Genomic DNA, 23,116 nt, shown 5'->3' on the forward strand with positions numbered 1-23,116 from the left:
AAAAGAGAAGCGCACGCGATTGATTTTAATTCTGCAAGAATAAATAGTTTTTGTGCCCTAAATTAGCCGGGCATATTCCTAAACTCCTGATGAACCCAGTATCCCAATTCCAGTTTAATACCCTCCGCAGGGACTTTGAAGGCGAGCTTTATTTTGATGATTCTACATTACATAAGGCCCAAAAGTCCATTTACGCTACCGATGCATCGGTTTATCAGGAATTGCCGGTTGCGGTCGCACTGCCACTTAATGTGCAGGATATCAAGTTATTAATTGCATTTGCCAAAACGAATAAGGTAACATTGATTCCAAGAGCTGCGGGAACGTCGCTGGCGGGGCAGGTTGTCGGGAAGGGAATTGTGGTTGATATTTCGAAGCATTTTAACAAGATACTGGAAGTTAATAAAGAGGAAAAATGGGTGCGCGTGCAGCCGGGCGTGATCCGCGACGACCTGAATAAATACCTGGCGCCTTACGGATTATTGTTCGGACCTGAAACTTCCACGGCAAGCCGCGCGATGATCGGCGGCATGATCGGTAACAATTCCTGCGGGCTACATTCCATTACCTGGGGCGATACGAGGGGAAATTTACTGGAAGTAACAGCGCTGCTTTCGGACGGGCAGGAAGTGAATTTTTCCAACCACTCTGTTTCTGAATATACCAAAAGAATTACCGACAAGGAGCTAAAAAGTGAGCGGAAAAAGGCGATTGTGGCAGGTATGTTCGGGCTGATATCCAATCCGGTCGATCAGGATCTAATTAAAAAACAGTTTCCCAAATCAACAGTAACGCGCCGGAACTCAGGTTATGCACTCGATGCGCTGGTGCGGCATTTCGAAGTTGGCAATATCAATCTCTGCAACCTGATCGCGGGTTCGGAAGGTACTTTGTGCTTTGTTACCGAGGCCAAACTGTCATTGGTGGATGTGCCGCCAGCTTCTGTCGGTGTCATTTGTGTGCATACCAATTCTGTCGCAGAAGCCTTGCACGCCAATCAGATCGCGATGCAGCTGAATCCCAAAGCTTCCGAGCTGGTGGATAAGTATATCATGGATTTCACCAAAGACCACACCATTTATTCGCAGAACCGTTTTTTCATGCAGGGCGACCCTGCTGCATTATTATTGGTTGAATTTTGGGGGAATACTAATGAAGAAGTTGAAGCGCAAGCCCGTACGCTGACAACTGAATTAGTTGCGAAGGGGCTGGGCTATGCATATCCTCTATTGTTTGGAAGTGATGCAGCGGCGGCGTGGGATATTCGAAAAGCAGGGTTGGGGCTGATCCGAAACCTGCCCGGCGACACGCAGCCTGTGAATCTGATCGAGGATTGTGCGGTGGCGGTGGAAGATCTGCCGGCTTATATTGAAGAAGTGGAATCGCTGCTGCGCTCACATAATCTGCACGCTTCCTATTATGCACATGCCGGCGCGGGCGAGCTGCACGTGGAGCCAATGATCAATCTGAAAACATCCGAGGGGAAGGCACTTTTCAGACAAGTGCTGGCAGATACGGCTGTTTTAGTCAAAAAATACAATGGCGCGCTTTCCGGCGAGCACGGCGACGGGCGGTTACGAGGAGAGTTCATTCCGTTTATGATGGGCGGTGAGGTGTACGAAATGTTCCGGCAGGTGAAGCGGATCTGGGACCCGGATGGGATATTTAATGCAAATAAAATCGTAGATACCCCGCCGATGAACGAATTCCTGCGTTACGAGCAGGATAAACCGCAGCCGGAAATCAAGACTATTTTTGATTTTAGTAAGCAGGAAGGAATATTGCGCTTAGCCGAAAAGTGCAGTGGATCTGGCGATTGTCGGAAAACGGAGCTGACGGGCGGTACGATGTGCCCCAGCTATATGGCGACCCGCCGCGAGAGGGATACCACCCGCGCCCGCGCCAATATCCTGCGCCAATATTTTACACCTTCTAATAAAAAAGAGAAAATAGAAGCCAGCCAGGAAATGGTAAGAGAGATTCTTGATCTGTGCCTTTCGTGCAAAGGCTGTAAGTCGGAATGTCCGTCGAGTGTGGATATCGGGAAAATGAAGGCGGAGTTTACACAGCAATACTATGAAACGCATGGTATTCCGATGCGCAGCAAGCTCATCGCGAATTTTTCCAAACAGATGAAACTGGCTTCTATTGCTCCCTGGGCATTTAATGGCGTTTTTGGTCAGCCTGCGTTGCGGAAAGTAGCAAACAAAGTGATCGGTTTTCATCCCGAAAGGTCGATGCCGGTATTAGCTTCGCAAACTTTATCGAGCTGGTGGCAGAAGCGTAAAAAGTTAATTAATACAAGTCAGCAGATCGGGAAAGTGTACTTGTTCTGTGATGAATTTACCAATTATAATGATGTTGAAATAGGTAAAAAGGCCGTGGAATTGCTGGAAGCGTTGGGTTATGAGGTTATTTTTCCAAAACACACAGAATCGGGCCGCTCTTATTTGTCCAAAGGTTTTGTAAAAGAAGCGCAGAAGCTGGCGATCGAAAATGTCAGTTTATTAAAAGATAAAATCACCTACGAAACGCCGCTGATCGGTATTGAACCTTCTGCAATTCTTTCTTTCAGGGATGAATATATTGATCTGGTTCCTGAAAGTCAGCGCGCCGAAGCAGAACGGATTTCTGCAAATGCATTGCTTTTTGAAGAATTCATAGCCAGGGAAATTGACTCAAAACGTATTAACAAGACCGTTTTTACACAAAAAAAGCAGCTCATCAAGCTGCATGGACATTGTCACCAAAAAGCATTATCGACCTTGTCTGCTTCCAAAAAAATGCTTTCCCTTCCCGAAAATTATCAAACCCAGCTGATACCCTCGGGCTGCTGCGGAATGGCGGGATCGTTTGGTTATGAAGAGGAGCATTACGATGTTTCCATGCAGATCGGTGAGTTGGTATTATTCCCAACTGTCCGCCAGCAGCCGGAAGATGTGATAATTGCCGCATCGGGAACCAGCTGCCGGCATCAGATCAAAGATGGTACGGGACGTAAAGCTAAACATCCCGTAGAGATCTTGTGGGAAGCATTGATCAGGTGACCTATTTCGTGCCTCTCACATGCTCCATCATCGTATCCGAGCGCATTCTGCCCGCAGTATCCGAAGCCGCTGAATCTGCTACCGGGACACTTTCAGAAGGGGTTTCTGCTTCCTGAAAGTTTTCATTGTGATTGAAAAACCCGCCCCAGAACGCAATTATCATCAATACTACACCGACTCCAAGGATCCATTTCCACACATTCTTGGTGTTTTTGGTAGCTCTTGCTTCTTTATCTGTTTCCTTATTATCCATGGTTCACTGATTTAGTTTGATAAAGTGGCTACCATTTTTATACCAACCGCAAAAACAGCGCTGAGCGGCCATTTATATAACATTGTGTTGATAAAATTTCCCCAAACCAAGTACCTGAAATAAAATGTAATAAAACGGCTAAGTTTGGTGTTAGCATAGTTGGAATTTAGTCTCGACGGCGTTTTCTATTACATTAAGCCATATTTTCATGAAGATTACTCACATCCTCCGCGCACTGCTCATTTGCTGTTTTGCATTTATTTACACTCAGGGTTTAGCACAAAATACAAGAAGTTTTCTCTCGGTGACAGCTGGTTACAGTTTGCCTGTCGGCGAACTCGCACGGGAAAAACTAGATGACCCTTTTGCCGGACTAACCGGTTCGGGATACTTTGGGCAGGCTAATTTCGATTTTCGTCTATCACGCGGTTTCGGTTTGCGCGCCTCGGGAAGTATGAACCTCAATACGACCATGTCCGAGCCGATTGTGGATAAAGCGAATTCTTATGCACAGGTTTTAGGTGAAACTTTCCTGTGGGACGCCAAAGTTTCAAAATGGAAGCTGAATGCATTGATGATCGGGCCAGCATTCTACATTAATATGGGCCGCGCGCAGTTCGAGGTGCACGGTCAGGTCGGAAAAGTTTGGGCCGATTCTCCGTCTGTTAATCTGGTAGGCCTGGCAGAAGGTGGTGGAGAGCCGATCACCGTTGATCTTAAACCGGCATCTACTTCGGCAATAGGATTGGCCGGCGGCGCGAGTTTACGTTTACCGATCGTCGGAAATCTGTTTTTTCAGTTGAGCGGCGACGTGATCGGTGCAGAGGCTGAGATAAAAGATGTGACGATCAGGGCGGTACGAGGCAATTTCAATTTTGAGGAATCGGTAAGTGAAAAGCGATTTATCGGCGTAGTGAACGTGGGAGCAGGGTTAGGTATCGCTTTCTAAATTTTTGATATTCAATATATAGACCGGCGGGGCGCTACAATGCCCTGCCGGTCTTTTTTTGTTTTATATTTGCGTCCTGTTCAAAAACGGCCTTTTCAGGCTGGAAATCAAAGTGTATTCGAATATTGCATTCAATGAAGGTTCTTAAATTTGGCGGTACTTCTGTCGGTTCGGTTGACAGTATCAAGACAGTAATTAATATCCTCGAAGAAAACCTGGCGAAAGGCGAGCGTTTTGCGGTCGTGTTTTCTGCGATGGGCGGGGTAACCAACCGTTTGATCGAGATTGGGAAAATGGCAGCTTCCGGCAATCCTGACTACATCGAATTCCTGAAAGGAGTGGAGGAAAGGCATTTTGCGATCGTCAGGGGATTAATACCTGTGAAAAGTCAGAGCAGCACTTTTGCGGCGGTAAGGGGACTTTTTAACGAACTGGAAGATATATTAAGAGGTGTTTCCTGGATCAAGGAGCTTTCCGAGCGCACTTTGGATCTGATTATGAGTTTTGGGGAAAGGTTATCTACGATGGTGATCACTGAAATCCTGAAATCGAAAGGAATAGCCGCCGAATTTTGCGACGCCCGCCAGATTATCCATACCAACGCTACGTATGGAATGGGTGACGTCAATTTTGAAATAACCAATAAACAGATACTCGAATACTTCGCTAAAAACGCTGCATTACAATGCGTTACAGGTTTTATCGCCTCTACTGCCGAAGGTGTGACAACTACGTTGGGAAGAGGAGGATCTGACTTTACCGCGTCGATTCTTGGCGCGGCGCTGGATGCGGAAGCGATTGAGATCTGGACGGATGTGGATGGTATGATGACCGCCGATCCGCGCAAGGTGACCAATGCATTTACGATACCTTCGATCTCCTATGCCGAGGCGATGGAACTTTCGCATTTCGGTGCGAAGGTGATTTATCCACCTAGTTTGCAGCCTGCATTTGCCAAAAATATCACGTTGAAAGTTCTTAATACCTTCAATACCGACTTTGAAGGCACTTATGTACAAAAGGCAGCGAACGGTAAGGAATATGCGATCACGGGGATTTCGTCCATTGATGAAATTGCATTGGTAAATATTCAGGGTAGCGGAATGATCGGTGTGGCTGGGATCTCGGGTCGTTTATTTACTGCGCTTTCCAACAATGCGATCAGCGTGATCCTGATCTCGCAGGCTTCTTCCGAGCATTCGATCTGCTTTTCTATTGACCCAAAAAACGCTCAAAAGGCAAGTGAGGTATTGGAAAAGGAATTTGCGACTGAGATCAGCCTGGGACATATTGACAGCATTTCCATCGAGAAAAATCTGTCCATTATCGCGATAGTGGGTGAGGGAATGAAAAAGAGCACCGGCGTTTCGGGTAAGCTGTTTTCGGTATTGGGTAAAAACGGTATCAATGTAGTAGCGACCGCGCAGGGTTCTTCGGAGTTGAATATATCGGTCGTGATTGCGAAAAGTGACTTGTCGAAGGCTTTGAATGCGATTCACGGCGTATTCTTCCAGTCCGAAACGCGCTCGCTGAACTTGTTTATAGTAGGCGTAGGGTTGATCGGCAGTACTTTAATCGAACAGGTAAGGAACCAGACGCAATACTTGCGTACGGAAAAATTTCTGAATCTGAATATCGCGGGATTGTCTAACACCAAAAAAATGCTGCTGGATATCGACGGAATCAAACCTGAAAACTGGCGCGACCGGGTGATGGACGAAGGCGTTAAAACCAATCTGCCTGCATTTGTACAGCGCATGATCGAGCTCAACCTGCCAAACAGCGTTTTTGTAGATTGTACCTCGGACAAAGATATTGTTCAATATTACCAGATATTGCTGGATGCGAGTATTTCGGTAGTAACCCCAAATAAAGTTGCCAATTCAGGCTCGTATTCTGAATACGTTTCACTGCAAAGAACTGCGCTGCAACGCGGGGTTAAGTTCCTGTACGAGACCAATGTAGGAGCGGGTTTGCCGATTATCAATACGATCCAGGGGCTAATGGCGAGTGGCGACAAATTCCTTAAAATAGAGGCAATTCTATCTGGTACCTTGTCTTATATATTCAATAATTTCAGTTCCGAAAATCGCTTTGTGGATGTAGTGAAAGAAGCGAAGGCAAAAGGTTTCACCGAGCCCGATCCGCGCGACGATCTGAGCGGGGCGGATGTAGGGAGGAAGATATTGATCCTGGCGAGAGAAGTAGGAGTGCCGCTGGAACCTGAAGAAATTAAAATTTCACAGATACTGCCCGGAAACTGCCTGAATGCGCCAACGGTCGATGCTTTCTTTAAAGAACTTGAAATTTCAAACAACTACTTTGCTGAGAACCAGGCTAATGCAGAAGCGAATGGAGAAAAGCTGCGCTACATCGCGACGCTTGAAAACGGAAAAGCCAGCATCGAATTGAAAACCGTCGACTCGTCGCACCCGTTTTACAACTTATCCGGCAGCGACAATATCATCTCATTCACCACAGAACGTTACAAAGACCGCCCGCTAGTAATTAAAGGCCCCGGCGCAGGAGCAGAAGTAACCGCCTCCGGCGTTTTCGCCGACATTATGAGTATCAGTAGCTATTTGGGGTAATGTGTTAAATTGCATAGTATTCAGACGATTTGAACTATGAGCAACAGGAAGGTTCCGGAATCGATATCAGCTTTGACACAGGAATTCGTCGCACGCGTAAGCGAGCTCTATGGTGAACGGCTTAATCAGGTGATTCTATTTGGTTCCTATGCACGAGGCGAACAACGTGAAGATTCCGATATCGACTACCTTGTTGTGTTAAATGATGAAGAGATAAAGTCTTTTGCCGAAATAAGCGTCCTTTCTCCGATTACCAGTGCTCTTGGTCTGAAATACAATTTATGGATTTCGGCAGTACCTTTCACAGTTAGAAAACTGCTGCCAGGCAATGCAATTTTAAGTTCTGAGATTCACAAAGATGGCATTGTCATATGAGTGAGGTTACTCTGGAAAAAATTCTCCAAAAAGTCGAAGACTGCTTGCAAGTAAGCCAATTATCTCTCGAAGAAGATCGAAATGAAGCATGCGTTAATCGCGCCTATTATGCGATGTTTCACAGCATTCAGGCTTTACTCTTTGTTTCGAATGTCCAGGCTAAAACTCACGTCGGGTCACATACTAAGTTCCGTGAGCTGTTTATCAAGTCTGGGATTCTGAATATAGAATTAAATCTAATGTTACAGCGTGCATTTGAAAAGCGACAATTCAGCGACTATGATTACGATGAAGTGTTAAGCGATGACGCGCAAGAGTCGGTAGCAGATGCAGAACAATTTGTTAATGCGACAATGCATTATTTAAAAGAAAACAATCATTTAAAGTGAATTTTGTAAAAGCTTTTGCCCCGGCTACGGTTGCTAATGTGGCTTGCGGGTTTGATATATTTGGTTTTGCGGTGAAGGAGCCGGGTGATACTGTGGAGTTGCGGCGGCGTGACGAGCCGGGCATTGTGATCACAGATATTACCGGCGATGAAGGCAGGTTGCCTAGAAATGCAGAGAAGAATTCTGTGACGGGCGTAATGCTTTATTTGCTCAAACATCTTGGCATAACCGACTTCGGCTGCGAAGTGGTATTACATAAAAACATGCCGCTGGGCAGTGGAATGGGATCCAGCGCAGCCAGCGCAGTTGCCGGTGTGGTGGCGATTAACGAAATGCTGGGAAAACCGCTAACCAGACAGGAGCTACTGCCGTTTGCTATGGAAGGCGAAAGAATTGCCTCGGGCTCGGCACACGCAGATAATGTTGGTCCGTCGCTTTTGGGAGGATTTGTGGTGATCAGAAGTTACAATCCACTCGATATCTTCACGATTCCGGTGCCCGGTGATTTGTATTGTACGCTGGTTCATCCTGATATTGAGATCAATACGAAAGATGCCCGTTTTATTTTAAGAAATGAGGTTTCGCTTAAAAATACGATCGCTCAAATGGGGAATGTCGCCGGCTTGGTGGCTGGTTTGATGCAGGCCGATTACGATCTGATTAGCCGCTCGATGGTGGATGTGATCATTGAGCCGGTTCGCTCGATTTTGATCCCGCAATTCAAGGAAGTGAAGCAGGCTGCGATCGATCATGGGGCTCTGGGTTGCAGTATTTCTGGCTCTGGACCATCGTTATTCGCATTGAGCAGAGGTGTTGAAAATGCGCAAAAAGCCGGTGCAGCGATGAAAGACACATTTGCAGACGCTGGAATAGCATCTTCGCTGCATGTTTCTTCCATTAATCAGGGAGGCGCGGTAGTCCTTACGGAGTAAACGCATTTTCTTTGTTACGATGAACTTTCTCGAAGGTTTGAATTGTTTAAAAAGGTAGTTACAAAATTTAGAAATCATGGTTACTGTAAGCGATACCGCCAAAAACAAAATTGTTGAACTCCGTACTGCAGATGGATTTGCTGACGATTATCAGATCCGCGTTGGCGTTTTGGGAGGTGGCTGTTCCGGTTTGACTTATAATCTGGAATTTAACTCAGATTCGAAGCCGACTGATATGATTTTCGAAGATAAAGGAGTGAAAATTATTGTTGACAAGAAAAGTTTGTTGTACCTGGCAGGCACTACGCTGGATTTCTCTGATGGGCTGAACGGTAAAGGTTTCCAGTTTGTGAATCCGAATGCGACCCGCACCTGTGGCTGCGGAGAGAGCTTTGCAGTATAAATATTAAAATATTTTATTTTTAAAAAACGCGCTTCGAAATTTGGAGCGCGTTTTTTTTATCGTGTTGAATGGGCTTATTTTGCTAACGACTTTTATACACCACAGTACGTTTTTAACCAATTTGAATGAAACCAACTCTTTTGATTCTTGCTGCCGGAATAGGTAGCCGATACGGGGGCATTAAGCAGCTAGACCAGTTTGGCCCGAATGGCGAAACAATCATCGATTACTCACTATATGATGCGATCAGAAGCGGTTTTGGAAAAGTAGTGTTCATTGTCCGGCAAGAAATTAAGGACAATGCGGAAGCTATTTTTGCTCCGAAGCTGAAAGGTAAGATCGACTACGATTTCGCGATCCAGGGAATACAATCCTACGTGCCCGAAGATCTGGGAACCGTTGAAAGGACCAAACCCTGGGGCACCGGCCACGCCACATTGTGCGCCTGGGAGCAGACTGATACGCCCTTTGCGGTGATCAATGCAGACGATTTTTACGGTCGCGACGCTTTTGAAACGATGGCCCAGTTTCTTCAAACCGACACCGACGATTCGCAGCACGCCATGATCGGGTACGAGCTGAAAAGGACATTATCCGAAAACGGAACAGTATCCCGCGGAATTTGCATCGAAAGAGCAGACCTAAATCTGGAATCGGTTGTGGAGAGGACCAAGATCTTCGAAGAGAATGGGAAAATTTACTTCGAGGAAGAAGGATTGAAAACGGAATTAGCACCTGAAACGCCCGTTTCTATGAATTTCTGGGGTTTTAAATCGACTATGTTCCCGCTAACCAAGGAGTTTTTCGAAACTTACGCGAGAGAAAATATCAACACGCCGAAAGCTGAGTTTTACATCCCGACCGTTATGACGAAACTCATCGAGAATGGTCTCGGTAACTGCCGCGTATTCCGCAGCTCTTCTGACTGGTTTGGAGTGACTTATCCTGATGATAAACCGAATGTACAGGCATCGCTGGCAGCGCTGCACGAGTCAGGGGAGTATCCGGAAAAATTATGGTAGTCCAAGGAGCCGGTTTCCGTTGACTGAAGTCAACGGAAATTGATTGCGTTTTTTCGGATTGTAGGAAGTGTTTTTTAGAATAAAGCTTCCTTGGAAGCTGGCACAAATGGGATCCCGAATAGCAACTCGGGAAACCCGTTTCCGTCGACTGAAGTCGGCGGAAATTGATTTCGTTTTTTTTGATTTGGAGTAGGGTATTTAGAATAATATGTTTCTGGAAGCTGGCACAAATCAAATCCCGAATAGCAACTAAAATCAATTTCCGTTGACTTCAGTCAACGGAAAAAGTCGACGGAAATTGATTTCGTTTTTTCAGATTTGGAGTAAGGTATTTTAGAATAAATACGTATCTGAAAGCTGGCACAAATCAAATTCCGAATAGCAACTAAAATCAATTTCCGTTGACTTCAGTCAACGGAAAAAGTCGGCGAGAATTGATTTCGTTTTTTCAGATTGGAGTAAGGTATTTTAGAATAATACGTCTCTGAAAGCCGGCACAAATCAAATCCCGAATAGCAACTGAAGCAACCGGTATCCGTCGACTGAAGTCGGCGGAAATTGATTTCGTCTTGTTAGATTTGGAGCGAGGTATTTTAGCATAAAGCTTCCCTTTAAGCTGGCACAAATCAATTCCAAATGAGCAACCAATAAATTTCCGTCGACTTCAGTCAACGGAAAAACGGAAAAACGGAAAACGAAACACGAAAACAGAACACGAAAACGGAAAAAGCTTATTTCTGGACCAGCGCTTCTAACATTTTCTCGGCTAGAAACTTGTTTCCGGCATCTGTTAAATGCACTCTGTCAGTTGTTAGGATACCTTTTTCTTTATTTTCAGGGTTGTTCTGAATGAGGTGGTCTGCGAAATGTTTGCGCAGGTCGCAGAGTTGCAGGCTGTTTCTGGAAGCTATTTCGCGGATCAGTTTGGAGTATTGGTTCAAATCTCCGTCATGCTGGTTTGAATTATCGGTTCTTTCCCCAATTACAGTCGGCGTGCAAACGATCACGCGGATATTCTGCGCTTTCATTTTCTTGATCAGCGCTTCATAGAACTTTACATATTTATCAGGATCAGTGCCGGTTCCCGACGATGCTTTATGCCAAACGTCATTGATTCCCACATAAATAAATACCACATCCGGCTTTTTAGAAAGTACGTCATCTTCGAGTCTGAGATAAAGATCGTACACCTTATTTCCGCCAATACCCGCTCCGATCAGCTCATATTGATTGCTTTGATTTTTGGCTTTCAGCATTTCGCCCATTTGGGTGATGTACCCTGTCGGATTTACGCCAGCTTGCGTAATCGAATCGCCGAAGAAAATGACTTTGAGAGGTTTATCCTGCCGCATGGCGATCATTGGCAAAACGAAAATTGCAATCTGTAAAAATTTGAAAAATAGCTTCATAGCAGTTTTTGAATGGATTTTAGGGGAAAAGACGAATTAGTCGCAAAGTTACTTTCTGGCAAAAAATGCTTCTTAAATCAACTGAGCCACAAAATTTCGGGAGATCGAAGCGAAAGGCTTAATGTAAATTTTTTACCTGCAAGTATATTTTCTTCCATTCCAAGAGGAAGTTTTACTAGTCGTATCTTGTTGTCAATCAATGCATTAGCAAAAATACAATCGGCGGTCTTAGTGTAATTAATAATCTCGCCATGAATGTATAGATCCTTTTCGGGCTGATTGATATTCAGGTACACTTGTGCTGGCGGGCCAAATTGCGGTAGCTTCCCATTTTCCATAATCCCAACCTGATCAGCCAGGCGGAAGATTTCGCTGGTCTCGTGGGTGACGATGATCGCCGTGAATTGGAAAAGCTTGTGAAATTTCAATATCAATTCCTGCAATTGATAACGCATGTCGGGATCTACGGCGGAAAAGGGCTCGTCGAGCAATAGCAATTCTGGCTTCCTGACCAGAGCCCGCGCCAATGCAACCCGCTGCTGCTGCCCGCCGGAAAGCTGATCTGGTTTTCTGCCGGATAAATTTTCCAGTCCGGTAGCTTCCAAAAGTTCTTTAATAATTGTTCTATCTCCGCCTTTTGGTAGCGCGAAGGTTAGATTTTCGGCTACGGTCATATTAGGGAAGAGCGCGTAGTCCTGGAAAACAAAACCGATATTCCGCTGCTGCGGAGGTAGCGAAATCTGATTTTGCGTATCCAGCCAGGCAGAGTTTTCTGTTTTGATATTCCCCTCCTCCGGCATCAGCAATCCCGCAATCTGCTTCAATAGCGTTGTTTTTCCCGCGCCCGAATGTCCGGTCAATGCCATAATTGCTGCTTTCTCCAGAGAAAATGACACTTCCATCGGCAATATACCCTGGGCAGTGTGGAGCGTATGCCGGATCGCAATGTTAAGCTGACTGTCGGACACGGAGCAGGCGATTGTTGATTGAATAGACGAGCAATAAAATCACGAAAGTGATCGCAAATAAAATTAACGCATATTGATTTGCCACGCCGTAATTCAGCGCTTCCACCTCATTATAGATCGCGACAGAAGCCACTTTCGTAACACCCGGAATATTTCCCCCAATCATTAAAACCACCCCAAATTCTCCCACAGTATGCGCAAAAGTGAGTACAAAAGCCGTGAGAATGGCGGGTTTGCAATTGGGTAACAGCACTTTGAAAAAAGTCTGCATTTCAGTTTTTCCCAAAGTATAGGAAGCTTCCCGCAACGAAGCAGGTAACGATTGCAGCCCGGCGCGGATCGGGTAGACCATAAAAGGCAGGCTATATAAAATGGAAGCGATTACGAGCCCGGGAAATGAGAAAACCAGCCGCAGCCCCAGCACTTTTTCGATCCAGGCCCCAAACCAATAGGAGGGACTGAATGCCAGCAAAAGATAGAATCCGATCACAGAAGGGGGCAAAACCAGCGGCAAGCCGATTACCGCCTCTACCACGCCGCGACCCTTGAACTTCCCGAATGCAAGCCAATAGGCAACCGGCAATGCTAGCACAAGCAAAATAGCCGATGTGATAGTTGCGAGCCGGAAAGTGAGCCAGATTGGCTGGTAGTCCATTTTTTAATGATTGAATTTTGAATGATCCGCCGTGGAACGGGGAATGACCGAATTAGTGAGTGATTGCTGCTATTTATAGCCGTATTTCTTTAAAATAGCTTTACCTTTTTCAGAAAAAAGGAAGTCGTAGAATTTCTGGCTGGATTCCTTTTTTGGGGAATCGTCGCTGTGTTTTAATAAAATCGCAGCTTGTTCTATTGGTTGGTATAAGGTTGAATCTACCACTATATAATACCCCTGATTCTTCATTTCTGGCGAGAGCACTATTGATAGGGCATTGAAACCTACTTCTGCCGAGCCCGACATAATATACTGTGCAGTCTGCGCGATACTTTCACCGTACACCAGTTTGGATTCGGTTTGATCGTATAGTTTTTGTGATTTTAGTATATCAATCGCTGCAACGCCGTAAGGTGCCGTTTTAGGATTGGGTATTGCGATTTTTCTTATTTTTTCAGTTGATAATAATGCAGTATTTAACTCTCCTAGCGGGATGTTTTTTGACCATAATACCAAAGAACCTAACGCATAAACTCTCGGTTTTTCATCTGAACCGCCATTTTTGAAAATTTCGTTCGGGTATTTCGTATCTGCGGAAACGAATACATCGAAAGGTGCGCCTTCTCGGATCTGCGTAGTAAGATTGCCCGAGGAGCCTACTACGATCTCGATCTGCTTGCCAGTTTCCTTCTCAAATTCTACCTTGATCTCCTTCATTACATACTGCACGTTAGCAGCGGTGGCCACGATTATTTTTTCCGACGGTTTGGAACAGCCCGCCAGAATCAGCGCAATCAATGGAATGAGGTACCGAAAGTTCATCTTGCAATTTAAAGGTTTTTGTTTGGCATACACACGACGGAAATCCGCCTGATCGGGAAAATATCGTAAATTGCGCGCCGTTTCGACCATTCTGGTCGATCTTTTAACCGCTGGCTGCCAGGTGCTCAAAGCGAAATTCAGTACATAATGATCATAGAAACCGCCCGGCGTACAAAGCAAACTTCTGAATACTATTTTTCAGTAAAACTTGCCGAAGTCCGCAAACTCATCGCCGAAGGGCATGATGTTATCAATTTGGGAATTGGTAATCCCGACATGATGCCGTCGGAAGCGACGCTTGAAGCGTTGTCGTCAGCTATTTTGAAACCGAATGCGCATGGTTATCAGTCTTACACAGGTACCCCCGCTTTTCGGAATGCGATCGCCGACTTTTATGATCACAATTACAAAGTTAACCTTGACCCTAGCTCAGAAATACTTCCTTTAATCGGGTCCAAAGAGGGTATTACACATATTAGTCTCACCTTCCTCGATCCTGGCGACGAAGTATTGGTACCAGAGCTGGGATATCCTGCTTATCGTGCTGTCAGTCAAATGGTTGGTGGGGTTGTGAAAGAATATCCTTTGCAGGAAGAAAACGGCTGGCAGCCCGATTGGGAAGCGATGGAGACTCTGGTGAGCGACAAAACGAAGATTATGTGGCTCAACTATCCGCACATGCCGACGGGTGCACCCGCCACTTTGGAGCTGTTTGAAAATGCAGTAGCTTTTGCCAAAAAACACCAGATACTGCTTTGTCACGACAACCCTTACAGTCTGATCCTGAACAAAAAGCAGCCGATCAGTTTGCTGTCTGTCGAGGGGGCGAAGGAAGTAGCAATGGAGTTGAATTCGATGAGTAAGTCGCATAATATGGCAGGCTGGCGAATGGGCTGGCTGGCGGCGGCAAAACCTTATATTAATGCAGTGCTGACAATAAAAAGCAATGTTGATTCAGGGATGTTCTGGGCAATGCAGGAAGCGGCGGTAGCGGCCTTACACAACGCTGATGAATGGCACGCAGAAAGAAATGCAGTTTACCAGGGCCGTTTAGAGGCTTCTGAGGCACTTTTGAGTATGCTCGGTTGTACCTGGGACCCCAAGCAGGAAGGGATGTTCCTCTGGGGTAAACTGCCCGATTCAGTTGAATCTGCTGAAAAGCTGGTGAATGAAACGCTCGTTGAAAAGCACGTTTTTATTGCGCCGGGTTTCATATTCGGGCCGAAAGGTCAGCGGTATATCCGGTTGTCGCTTTGTTTGCCGAAAGAGCGGATCTGGGAGGCAGTTGAAAGAATTGGAGGCTAAGTTAATGTTATCAATATGGTAGTAAGTATTATAGGAATTGGTTTATTGGGAGGATCGTTTGCCCTGGCTTTGCGTCAAAAATACCCTAATGTCCGGTTTGTTGGAGTGGATACTTCTGTTGTAAATCAGAAGATTGCGCTGGCAAAAGGTATTGTGGACGAGATTGTGGATCTGGAAGAGGCACTGACAATTTCGGAGCTGAATGTGCTATCCACACCTGTGGACGCTATATCCAAGATGCTTCCGCGCATGCTGGATCTTTTGCCGGAAGGCCGCACGATCATGGATCTTGGTTCTACCAAAGAACTGATTTGCCAGCTGGCCGATACGCATCCAAAAAGGGGACAGTTCGTGGCAGCTCATCCAATGGCTGGAACGGAAGATTCAGGTCCCGGCGCCGCTTTTAAAGAGCTTTTGCCGCATAAAAACGTCATCGTTTGCGACAAGGAGAAGAGTAATCCTGATTCGCTTGGATTGGTGGAAACGTTTTTACGGGATGCCGGCATGAAGATTCATTATATGAAGCCTGTCGAGCATGATCTGCATTTGGCTTATGTTTCGCATTTGAGCCATATCAGTTCGTTTGCGCTTGGATTGACGGTATTGGATAAGGAAGCCGATGAAAAAGCGATATTTGCCATGGCGAGTACCGGTTTTTCATCTACGGTCAGACTGGCGAAAAGTTCGCCGCAGATGTGGGCGCCCATTTTTGATCAGAATAAAACCAATGTCTCCAAAGCATTGGGCGACTATATTGAACTGCTGAAAAAATTTAAAGAAGCGATTGACAACAAAGACCTTGATACCAGCCTCAATTACATGAGTCGCGCCAACGATATTGGCCGGGTTCTTGCAGGTATTGAGAAAAAATAGCTGCATTTTGATATTTGTAAACGTCAGTAAGTCAAGCACTTACTGACGTTTTTTCTGTTTTTCGGAACCATTAACGCCAGGCTGCCTGTTAACCTCCTACCTGTTTAACTACCAGTTAAAATCAATTTTTTCCAACAAAACGACAAGAAATGACGAAGGCTCATGCGGTTTTTGTAGCGGTGATCATTGCGCTTAGTGTTTCCTTAGGTATCCAGCAGATCAATCCGTTTACAGACACTTCTTCCCCAAGAAAAATCAGTGTCGCAGATTCAGACTCAATTGCCCGCCCGGAATGGGTTTCATTATATGATTCTTTAAACTTAAAAGAACAGGGGCTTTCGGAATCAGCATTTTACTGTGCTTGGTTTGGTTTTCAAAAAATGGATCTGCAAAATCAGATACTCGCTATTGCTGATTTTACCCAGTCTTCCCGCAATAAGAGATTGTATGTGATTGATCTTTTGAAGAAAAAAGTATTATTCAATACGTACGTCGCACACGGTCGGAACTCCGGTCAGGAGTTCGCTGAGAAGTTTTCCAACGATAATTCTTCCTATCAATCCAGCTTAGGTTTTTATAAGACACTAGGTACTTATCAGGGCAAGCACGGTTTGTCTTTGCGGCTGGAAGGCGTGGAAAAAGGCATAAACGACCGCGCTTTGGAAAGGGCGATCGTTATGCATGGTGCTGATTATGTAAGTGAATCTTTTATTAAGAATACCGGCCGGTTGGGACGGAGCCTGGGCTGCCCGGCTGTTTCTGTCGAAGATTCTAAAAAAATCATCGACTTGCTATATGGAGGCGCAGGTCTGTTCATCTATTCCGCCAACCAAAAATATCTTCAAGCGTCGCCTTTGCTGGCTGGTTTGTCTTTGGACAATGTCAAGCGCGCCTTAGGTGATCCTCTTTTGTATATATCGGGGAAATAAAGCAGGTCGCCTTTTTCATTACAATCCGCTCCCAGATATAACAAGAATACAGGAATGCGGACTTTCAGCTTGTGCCATTTCGGAGGAGTTGAAACTGTATCCGGTTCCGTCATAAAATCATCTCCCAGCAACTCGGTGCCAGCCATATAATTAGCCAGCTCAGTTGGGCGTTGCACACGCACACAGCCGTGACTTCTCCAACGTTGATTGCTGGCGAAAAGATATCTCGCATTGGTGTCATGCAAATAAATCGCCAATGGATTTTTGATCTCAACTTTTAATAGACCAAGGGAGTTATCTTCTCCGGTTTCCTGTCTGAAACGATAGGGGAACTTCTTCTCCTTCATTTCCTCCCAGTCAATATCTTCCGGGTTCACAACCTGCCCGCTGTTATCAATTACCTCGATCCTGTTTCTTGAAAGATATTCAGGATCACTGGCAGCCTTTGGGAGAATTTCCTTGATCGCAATGCTCTTTGGCACATTCCAGTAAGGGTGCGTTACAATACTTGTCGCATAAGTGTCGATAGTTGGCGTCGGCGTGTCTGCTTTTCCGACTACGGTGCGCATGGTCAGAACATTTTTCCCGGCAGAATCCATCGCCGTCAAATAAGCCCCACGGATGTTAACCATCACAAAACGAGGCGCATTTTTAGCTTGTCTATGGATCCACCGGTACGCATTCATAGACTCAGCCACGTAGGCCGCGCTGTCATATTTGCTCTCTTTCAGTAACCGGGTGTAGTTGACTTTCAGGTTATTATAAACTGGGAAAACAGGTTCCAGCTTTTCCATTACTTTCTCAATTGCCTTACCTTCCACCAATTCTTCTGCGGCAGCACGTAGCAAAACGGTATCTGCTTCGATTTTTTTCTGGGTAAATCTGATCGCAGGTTTATGCCCAAAACCAATCTCTTCCAGCAGCGCATATACTGGCGCTACCCCGTCTTTCGCTGAGAACTTCTCCGGGTCTACCCCAACTTTCTTGGAGAATTCCAGCAGCTTATCGTAATTTTTTTCTGTGATTGCTTCGGCCAGTTCGGCGCTTGTCATTTCCTTCGGATTTTTCCGGCAGGATTGCAGGATAGCAAGCGTAAATAGAACGAGGAGTGGGATGTACCTGGAACGACCAAGACCTGAGAACATTTGCATTGTATTGCGGGTTGATATTTGTTGATATGCAATACAATTGTTGTGCTAACGCTTTTGGTTTAACGTAATGATATTAATGCGTTGATTATTAGTGCTATACCAAATTGCAAATTTTTACAATAATCTAAAACTGGGGAATTTAATTGCCAGTTCAATGATTCAAAAATCCCCTTTTTTGAAGATTAGCTTGCTCTTGCTTATTGCTCGGTATACCGGATTAATGCAAAAAGTATTTTGATTGCTAAGTACGCCTTTGCACTTCATGACGGAGTAAGTATTTCCAGCTGAAAGACAGAGCTGCAAAAAGTGTTAGATATAATGCGAGTTGGTAAATGATACCAACATTAGAAGTGTAAAAAGCGACTATCAAAATAAATACCTGCGCTGTCCATGCGATCACATCAGTCTGCCACCTTGTAAAGCCTGCGCTTTGCAGGCGAAGGGAAAAATGGTCAGGACTTCCTTTCCACCAGGCGAGTCCCTTTTGAATGCGAACTACAGTCAAAAATGCAAGTTCAAAAAGCATAACGCCCGGAACAAGCAGGAAACTCCCAAGTTCTGCAAGTGTGGGACTATGTTCGAAGCGAAGCAGTGTTATAGCTGCCAGCAGGAATCCAAGCATGTGAGAACCAGCATCACCCAAAAATATGCTGGCTCTTGGCGAGTTGAAGATTAGGAAACCCAATATACTTCCGGAAATAACTAATGCGAAGCCAGCCTGTTCCTGGTTAGTAATAGCCAGGAACATAAATGTGATCATACATAAACCGCCTACCAGGCCATCGCATACATCGGTCAGGTTAGCCGCATTTACCAGTACCAAGATCCAGAATGCAGAAAGCAGAAAATCGATGGCAGCTATATTCGTAAATGCTGCTTTTACACCGAAAGCTACACTAGCAAATGCAAGTATTAGTTGAATGGCGAATTTCTTTCGAGCGCTATACACGTTCAGATCATCAAATATGCCCAGTATCAAAAATCCGGCGGCGCCTAATGCAGCTCCGGCTTCCGGAAAGGAGAGCAATTCAAAGTAGTACAGTATGGCAAGCGAAGTTACGCCGCCCAGGAATATGCCAAGTCCGCCGAGGTAGGCAACCGGCTTTACATGTTGCGGAACAATGGGATTAGGCTTGTTGACAATGTTATTTTTTAATGCAAAAGTGCGGACAAGCCACGTAAATAATGTGCCCGCAGCAAGTGAGACGCCGAATATCAGTGGCCAGTTCATCCGCGTAGTTTTTTGCCGATTTCGAATCCATCCTCAATATTTCTTGACATGGAAGAATATTCCCAGCTGCCGTATCTGCCGCCAGACGTAATATCAAATTGCGCAAGATATTCGTGGCAATGATCTATGATCTGGCGTGTTTCAGGAGTAAATACGACATATGCAGGATCTGCAAGCCATTTGTGAATCCCAATAATCTCGTGGTCGTCTGAAACGAAACCAGCCTTTTTGATAGCTTTAATCGCTTTTTCCTGAATCGGCTCTTCCAGTGCAGATGGATAATCTGCGCTAAGCGGGATTTCTATTAGTAATCCCCAACCTTCCTCAGGCGCATTGTTGGGATCAAATTCAGTCATGAATACCAATCTGGTAAACGGCGCTTCGGAGTCAGTGAAATAGCGCCAGCAGCCAGGATTTACAGGTCTGGTGCCTTTAATTGAAAGGGCAATGGAAAGCACTTTGATCCATTTCAGCTTTTTCACGTCTCTCAGTAAATGATCGGGTACTCCTTCGCACAAATGCATTAAAGCCGGCAATGGAATAGTAGACAGACAATGGCGATCATACCTATATTCATTCACCTGCGCATTCCGGGCGTATGAAACAGTTCTCTTTCGTGGGTTAACGTGGACGATCTCCGAACTCAAATTCAGCTTTTTTACTTTCCTGCTAAAACCTTGTGAGAGGATTTCCATACCTCGTAACGGTGCGTTGATCTCAGGCCGCGGGTAAAATGCATTCGTATTATACGTTTCCCGCAGCACATTTGGCTCAACTAACCCGCGGAGAATTTCATCGAAGGAAGGTCGGTGCAAGTTCCATAGCTGACCATTTGTGGAAATCTCATCCAGCGGAAGTTTCCAAAGCTTTTCATTGTATGGATAGTAAAAAAGATCGCACATGGTTTTTCCAAACGCATTCGTCAGATATTCGCCATAAGACATTCCTGAAAAATCCTTTTGCTGGTAAAATGCGTGTGAAAAGTCTTTAACGCAATTAATTTTCGCTTCTGTCGACAAACTGCCTAGATTGAGCTGAAAAGGATAGCGAACTACACCAGCAGCTGTCTCGATCCATGCCACGGGGGGACATTCCGCAAGTAGCGGACCAACGATTTCATTTACTTTTTTTAGAATGTCCGGTTTGTTGCAGTGGAAAATGTGCAGCACATGGTCAAACCAGTACCCGTCGTTGAAACAATGGGATTTTACCAATCCTCCCGGCCTTTCTGATCTTTCAAAAACCGTCGCACTTTCACCCAGTTCACTCGCAGCGGCCAGACCAGTAATGCCTGCCCCAAGAAGTACAACTTCGTTGTGATTATCAATCATGAAGCAATGCTTTTAACGTCAAGGAAGGTTTTAATAACATCATCAATGATCGGCCAGTTGATATCACCGATGAGGGTTTTTGAATAAGAAATATCAGGGAGCCTGTTTTGTACATCTTTTTGCCCGGGAAATACGGTTTTGAAAGGCACGTATTCAATTACAGACGATGAGCCGACGGCATTGATTATTTTCAGTGCCAGCAAATTTATGCTAACCGTCTGGTCGGAACCGAGATTGACAATGTTATGGCCTGGCCGCCATGCCATTTTTGTTGACAACAATTGTATTAAGGATTGTACAAATGTAGTCACATCGCTAAAACAACGCGATTGATTCCCATCTCCAAATACGCGCAGTGGCATACCTGCCATTGCCGCTCCAATAAACGTAGGAACAACCATTCCATAAGTACCCACCTGCCCTACTCCGATGACATTGAAAGGTCGAAGGATAAGCACCTGCCTGCCAGAAGCTGAGGCCGCAATACCCAGTTCTTCCATATGGCGCTTGCCGCAGGCATAACCCAGTATGCCTCCATCGTAATCTAGTAGACTATTTTCTGCAATTTCTGCATCTTCCCGCATCCTTGTGCCCGTGTCCGAAAGTCCATATACGGACGACGAAGAACACAGAACGACAGGAGTGTCGCCAGTGTATCTCAGGACGTTTTCGGTACCCTTGATCGCAGTCTTGTAAGTAAGTATTGGATCTTGCTTGGCAAGTTTCATTCCGACAATGCTGGCCAGATGAACTACGAGGTCAAATTTTCCCAGATTTCGCATCTCAGCTTCGTCCAGAATGCTTGCTTGATTAAAAGACAAATCCGGATGGACGGGAAGATTTTCTAATAGACCGGTTGAAAGGTTATCCAGAACCTGAACTTTGAATCCGATTTTTAAAAAAGCCGGCACCAGGTGGCTCCCGATAAAGCCAGCACCGCCGGTAACAAGTACACTGGGCCGTTTACCCGAGTGTAATACTGATAGATTCATAAGGGAATGCGATCATGTGAATAGTGCATTTTGGGCATTAAAATAACTAATATTCGAAAGCAAATAGTAACTTAAATGTACTTGTAGAATTTTTACGTTAGAATGGCTTTGAAAACGATTTTGGTCGCCTGCGGCCCGCCTCGCTCGGTTGTAGCATTTAGGGGAGATTTATTAAGGGAAATGGTTAAAGATCATCGCGTCGTGCTAGTTTCTCCTGTTATAAGCGATGGGGAAATCCGCGATGATCTGCAGTCAATCGGTGTTACCATTTTTGAAAGCAATTTGAAGCCGAATAACATATCAATCCTTGACGATCTGGCTTATTGTATGTTTCTGTTTAAAGTAATCAGCAGGGAAAAGCCTTCATTGTTTTTTGGGTACACCATCAAGCCGGTCATTTTTGGGAGTATGATCGCTTTCCTTTCGGGAATTACGGAAATCTGTTCAATGCTGACAGGACTTGGATACAACTTTGTCGAAGGTGAAAATGTTGAAAAAGGACATAAAAAGGTTGTGCACTTTTTACTTAAAATTGCTTTGAAATGCAATAGAACTGTGATTTTTCATAATCCGGATGATCGGAACCTGCTTGTAAAAATGGGGTTAGTACCAGCTGACAAAACAAAGGTTGTAAACGGGTCGGGCGTAAATTTATCCAGGTATCCATTTAAGCAGGTAAACCTGTCCAGCATTACGTTTTTGATGGTAGGGAGGCTGATCAAATCCAAGGGAGTTCAAGAGTACTATGATGCAGTGAAAATAATTCGCAGACACTACCCGGAAGTTAAGTGTTATCTGGCTGGTGAGTTTGAAGAGCAGAACATCGATCGCATTGATGCTGACCTGCTCGATAATCTTTTAAAAGGAGAGGTGGTGACTTACCTGGGTTTTAGAAAGGATATTCCGTCGCTAATTGAAAAAAGTTCGGTCGTGGTGCTTCCTTCCTACCGCGAAGGCACGCCGAGAGCACTGCTTGAAGCGTTATCAATCGGACGTGCAGTGGTTACTACCGACACGCCCGGATGCACAGAAGTTGTCAACCCTGATCCTCGTTATTCAAACGGATTCCTAGTTCCCCCAGGCGATTCGACAATATTGGCTCAATGCATGAAGGACCTGATTTTAAATCCAGATCAAATTGTAGAACTCGGTTTAAACGGGCGGAGATATGCCGAGGAAAAGTTTGACGTCAGCAAGGTGAATAAGGAAATGCTGAAAAGCCTGGGGTTGTAAAATCTCGAAGCCATCCGTTTAATGAACTAGCTCAACTTTTAAAACGCAAAAAAGCCAGGCTCAAACCTTGCTTTCGTGACCGCGACGGGAATCGAACCCATATCTAGAGTTTAGGAAACTCCTATTCTATCCGTTGAACTACGCAGTCTCTTACTTTTCCAATTGTGACCGCGAAGGGAATCGAGTTGTTCGCAACCCCGGCCCATATCTAGAGTTTAGGCTGGGGTCGCATCCGACAACTCTTATCGGGCGCCGC

The 23,116-nt window shown here is 45.2% G+C and carries 21 protein-coding genes and 1 tRNA gene; 12 read left to right on the forward strand and 10 right to left on the reverse strand.

The features are described from left to right. Nucleotides 1-89: 89 nt before the first annotated feature. On the forward strand, nt 90-3,047 hold the full coding sequence (locus KOD92_RS15110) for an FAD-binding and (Fe-S)-binding domain-containing protein (RefSeq protein WP_215234418.1): 2,958 nt from the start codon (nt 90-92) through the stop codon (nt 3,045-3,047). Between the two features lies 1 nt (nt 3,048). On the opposite strand, the gene KOD92_RS15115 is transcribed toward KOD92_RS15110, so the two are convergent. Next, on the reverse strand, nt 3,049-3,300 hold the full coding sequence (locus KOD92_RS15115) for a YrdB family protein (protein WP_215234419.1): 252 nt from the start codon (nt 3,298-3,300) through the stop codon (nt 3,049-3,051). 208 nt (nt 3,301-3,508) lie between these two features. Here KOD92_RS15115 and KOD92_RS15120 point away from each other — a divergent pair, with 208 nt between their 5' ends. The 7 genes from KOD92_RS15120 (at nt 3,509) to KOD92_RS15150 (ending at nt 9,961) form a co-directional block, all read left to right on the forward strand. Further along, nucleotides 3,509-4,249, forward strand: coding sequence for a hypothetical protein (locus KOD92_RS15120; protein ID WP_215234420.1), 741 nt, complete (start codon nt 3,509-3,511; stop codon nt 4,247-4,249). Nucleotides 4,250-4,383: 134 nt separating this feature from the next. Further along, a complete protein-coding gene (thrA, locus tag KOD92_RS15125) occupies nt 4,384-6,840 on the forward strand; it encodes a bifunctional aspartate kinase/homoserine dehydrogenase I (RefSeq protein ID WP_215234421.1) in 2,457 nt (818 codons plus the stop codon). 36 nt (nt 6,841-6,876) lie between these two features. Then, the gene (locus tag KOD92_RS15130) at nt 6,877-7,215 is read left to right on the forward strand and encodes a nucleotidyltransferase domain-containing protein (RefSeq protein ID WP_215234422.1); all 339 of its coding nucleotides are present in this window, start codon (nt 6,877-6,879) and stop codon (nt 7,213-7,215) included. Next, nucleotides 7,212-7,604, forward strand: coding sequence for a HEPN domain-containing protein (locus KOD92_RS15135; RefSeq protein ID WP_215234423.1), 393 nt, complete (start codon nt 7,212-7,214; stop codon nt 7,602-7,604). Before KOD92_RS15130 ends, KOD92_RS15135 begins: the two co-directional genes overlap by 4 nt. Beyond that, nucleotides 7,601-8,536: a homoserine kinase gene (locus tag KOD92_RS15140; RefSeq protein ID WP_215234424.1), complete on the forward strand. Its 936-nt coding sequence runs from the start codon at nt 7,601-7,603 to the stop codon at nt 8,534-8,536. The genes KOD92_RS15135 and KOD92_RS15140 overlap by 4 nt, the downstream gene beginning before the upstream one ends. Nucleotides 8,537-8,612: 76 nt before the next feature. Then, nucleotides 8,613-8,939 (forward strand): HesB/IscA family protein, encoded by a 327-nt coding sequence (locus KOD92_RS15145; RefSeq protein WP_215234425.1) that lies wholly within the window; start codon nt 8,613-8,615, stop codon nt 8,937-8,939. A gap of 125 nt (nt 8,940-9,064) precedes the next feature. Then, complete coding sequence (locus tag KOD92_RS15150; RefSeq protein WP_215234426.1) at nt 9,065-9,961, forward strand: nucleotidyltransferase family protein; 897 nt, start codon at nt 9,065-9,067, stop codon at nt 9,959-9,961. 731 nt (nt 9,962-10,692) lie between these two features. Here the strand turns inward: KOD92_RS15150 and KOD92_RS15155 are convergent. The 4 genes from KOD92_RS15155 to modA form a co-directional block, all read right to left on the reverse strand. Beyond that, nucleotides 10,693-11,370: an SGNH/GDSL hydrolase family protein gene (locus tag KOD92_RS15155; protein WP_215234427.1), complete on the reverse strand. Its 678-nt coding sequence runs from the start codon at nt 11,368-11,370 to the stop codon at nt 10,693-10,695. A gap of 77 nt (nt 11,371-11,447) precedes the next feature. Then, entirely contained in the window at nt 11,448-12,338 is an 891-nt protein-coding gene (locus KOD92_RS15160) for an ABC transporter ATP-binding protein (RefSeq protein WP_229254686.1), read from the reverse strand. Then, a complete protein-coding gene (gene modB / locus KOD92_RS15165; RefSeq protein ID WP_215234428.1) occupies nt 12,319-12,993 on the reverse strand; it encodes a molybdate ABC transporter permease subunit in 675 nt (224 codons plus the stop codon). The genes KOD92_RS15160 and modB overlap by 20 nt, the downstream gene beginning before the upstream one ends. A gap of 69 nt (nt 12,994-13,062) precedes the next feature. Further along, nucleotides 13,063-13,944: a molybdate ABC transporter substrate-binding protein gene (gene modA, locus KOD92_RS15170; RefSeq protein ID WP_229254687.1), complete on the reverse strand. Its 882-nt coding sequence runs from the start codon at nt 13,942-13,944 to the stop codon at nt 13,063-13,065. Nucleotides 13,945-13,962: 18 nt separating this feature from the next. Between modA and KOD92_RS15175 the strand changes: the two genes are divergently transcribed. The 3 genes from KOD92_RS15175 to KOD92_RS15185 all read left to right on the forward strand — a co-directional run bounded on the left by KOD92_RS15175 (nt 13,963) and on the right by KOD92_RS15185 (nt 16,922). Beyond that, the gene (locus KOD92_RS15175) at nt 13,963-15,120 is read left to right on the forward strand and encodes a pyridoxal phosphate-dependent aminotransferase (protein ID WP_215234429.1); all 1,158 of its coding nucleotides are present in this window, start codon (nt 13,963-13,965) and stop codon (nt 15,118-15,120) included. 15 nt (nt 15,121-15,135) lie between these two features. After that, nucleotides 15,136-15,993 (forward strand): prephenate dehydrogenase, encoded by an 858-nt coding sequence (locus tag KOD92_RS15180; RefSeq protein ID WP_215234430.1) that lies wholly within the window; start codon nt 15,136-15,138, stop codon nt 15,991-15,993. A gap of 149 nt (nt 15,994-16,142) precedes the next feature. After that, entirely contained in the window at nt 16,143-16,922 is a 780-nt protein-coding gene (locus KOD92_RS15185) for a murein L,D-transpeptidase catalytic domain family protein (RefSeq protein WP_215234431.1), read from the forward strand. Here the strand turns inward: KOD92_RS15185 and KOD92_RS15190 are convergent. The 4 genes from KOD92_RS15190 to KOD92_RS15205 all read right to left on the reverse strand — a co-directional run bounded on the left by KOD92_RS15190 (nt 16,835) and on the right by KOD92_RS15205 (nt 21,627). Then, nucleotides 16,835-18,073: a L,D-transpeptidase family protein gene (locus KOD92_RS15190; RefSeq protein WP_215234432.1), complete on the reverse strand. Its 1,239-nt coding sequence runs from the start codon at nt 18,071-18,073 to the stop codon at nt 16,835-16,837. The genes KOD92_RS15185 and KOD92_RS15190 overlap by 88 nt on opposite strands. A gap of 241 nt (nt 18,074-18,314) precedes the next feature. Then, nucleotides 18,315-19,304 (reverse strand): glycosyltransferase family 4 protein, encoded by a 990-nt coding sequence (locus KOD92_RS15195; protein ID WP_215234433.1) that lies wholly within the window; start codon nt 19,302-19,304, stop codon nt 18,315-18,317. Continuing rightward, a complete protein-coding gene (locus KOD92_RS15200; protein WP_215234434.1) occupies nt 19,301-20,635 on the reverse strand; it encodes a protoporphyrinogen/coproporphyrinogen oxidase in 1,335 nt (444 codons plus the stop codon). The genes KOD92_RS15195 and KOD92_RS15200 overlap by 4 nt, the downstream gene beginning before the upstream one ends. Next, nucleotides 20,632-21,627 carry an NAD-dependent epimerase/dehydratase family protein gene (locus tag KOD92_RS15205; RefSeq protein WP_215234435.1) on the reverse strand — a complete coding sequence of 332 codons (996 nt, stop codon included), beginning with the start codon at nt 21,625-21,627 and terminating at the stop codon, nt 20,632-20,634. Before KOD92_RS15205 ends, KOD92_RS15200 begins: the two co-directional genes overlap by 4 nt. A gap of 102 nt (nt 21,628-21,729) precedes the next feature. Between KOD92_RS15205 and KOD92_RS15210 the strand changes: the two genes are divergently transcribed. Continuing rightward, nucleotides 21,730-22,860 (forward strand): glycosyltransferase family 4 protein, encoded by a 1,131-nt coding sequence (locus KOD92_RS15210; RefSeq protein ID WP_215234436.1) that lies wholly within the window; start codon nt 21,730-21,732, stop codon nt 22,858-22,860. 76 nt (nt 22,861-22,936) lie between these two features. Here the strand turns inward: KOD92_RS15210 and KOD92_RS15215 are convergent. After that, nucleotides 22,937-23,008, reverse strand: a tRNA-Arg gene (locus KOD92_RS15215). Nucleotides 23,009-23,116: the final 108 nt, after the last annotated feature.

This window comes from Dyadobacter linearis, assembly GCF_907165045.1.
Classification (GTDB): Bacteria; Bacteroidota; Bacteroidia; order Cytophagales; family Spirosomataceae; genus Dyadobacter; species Dyadobacter linearis.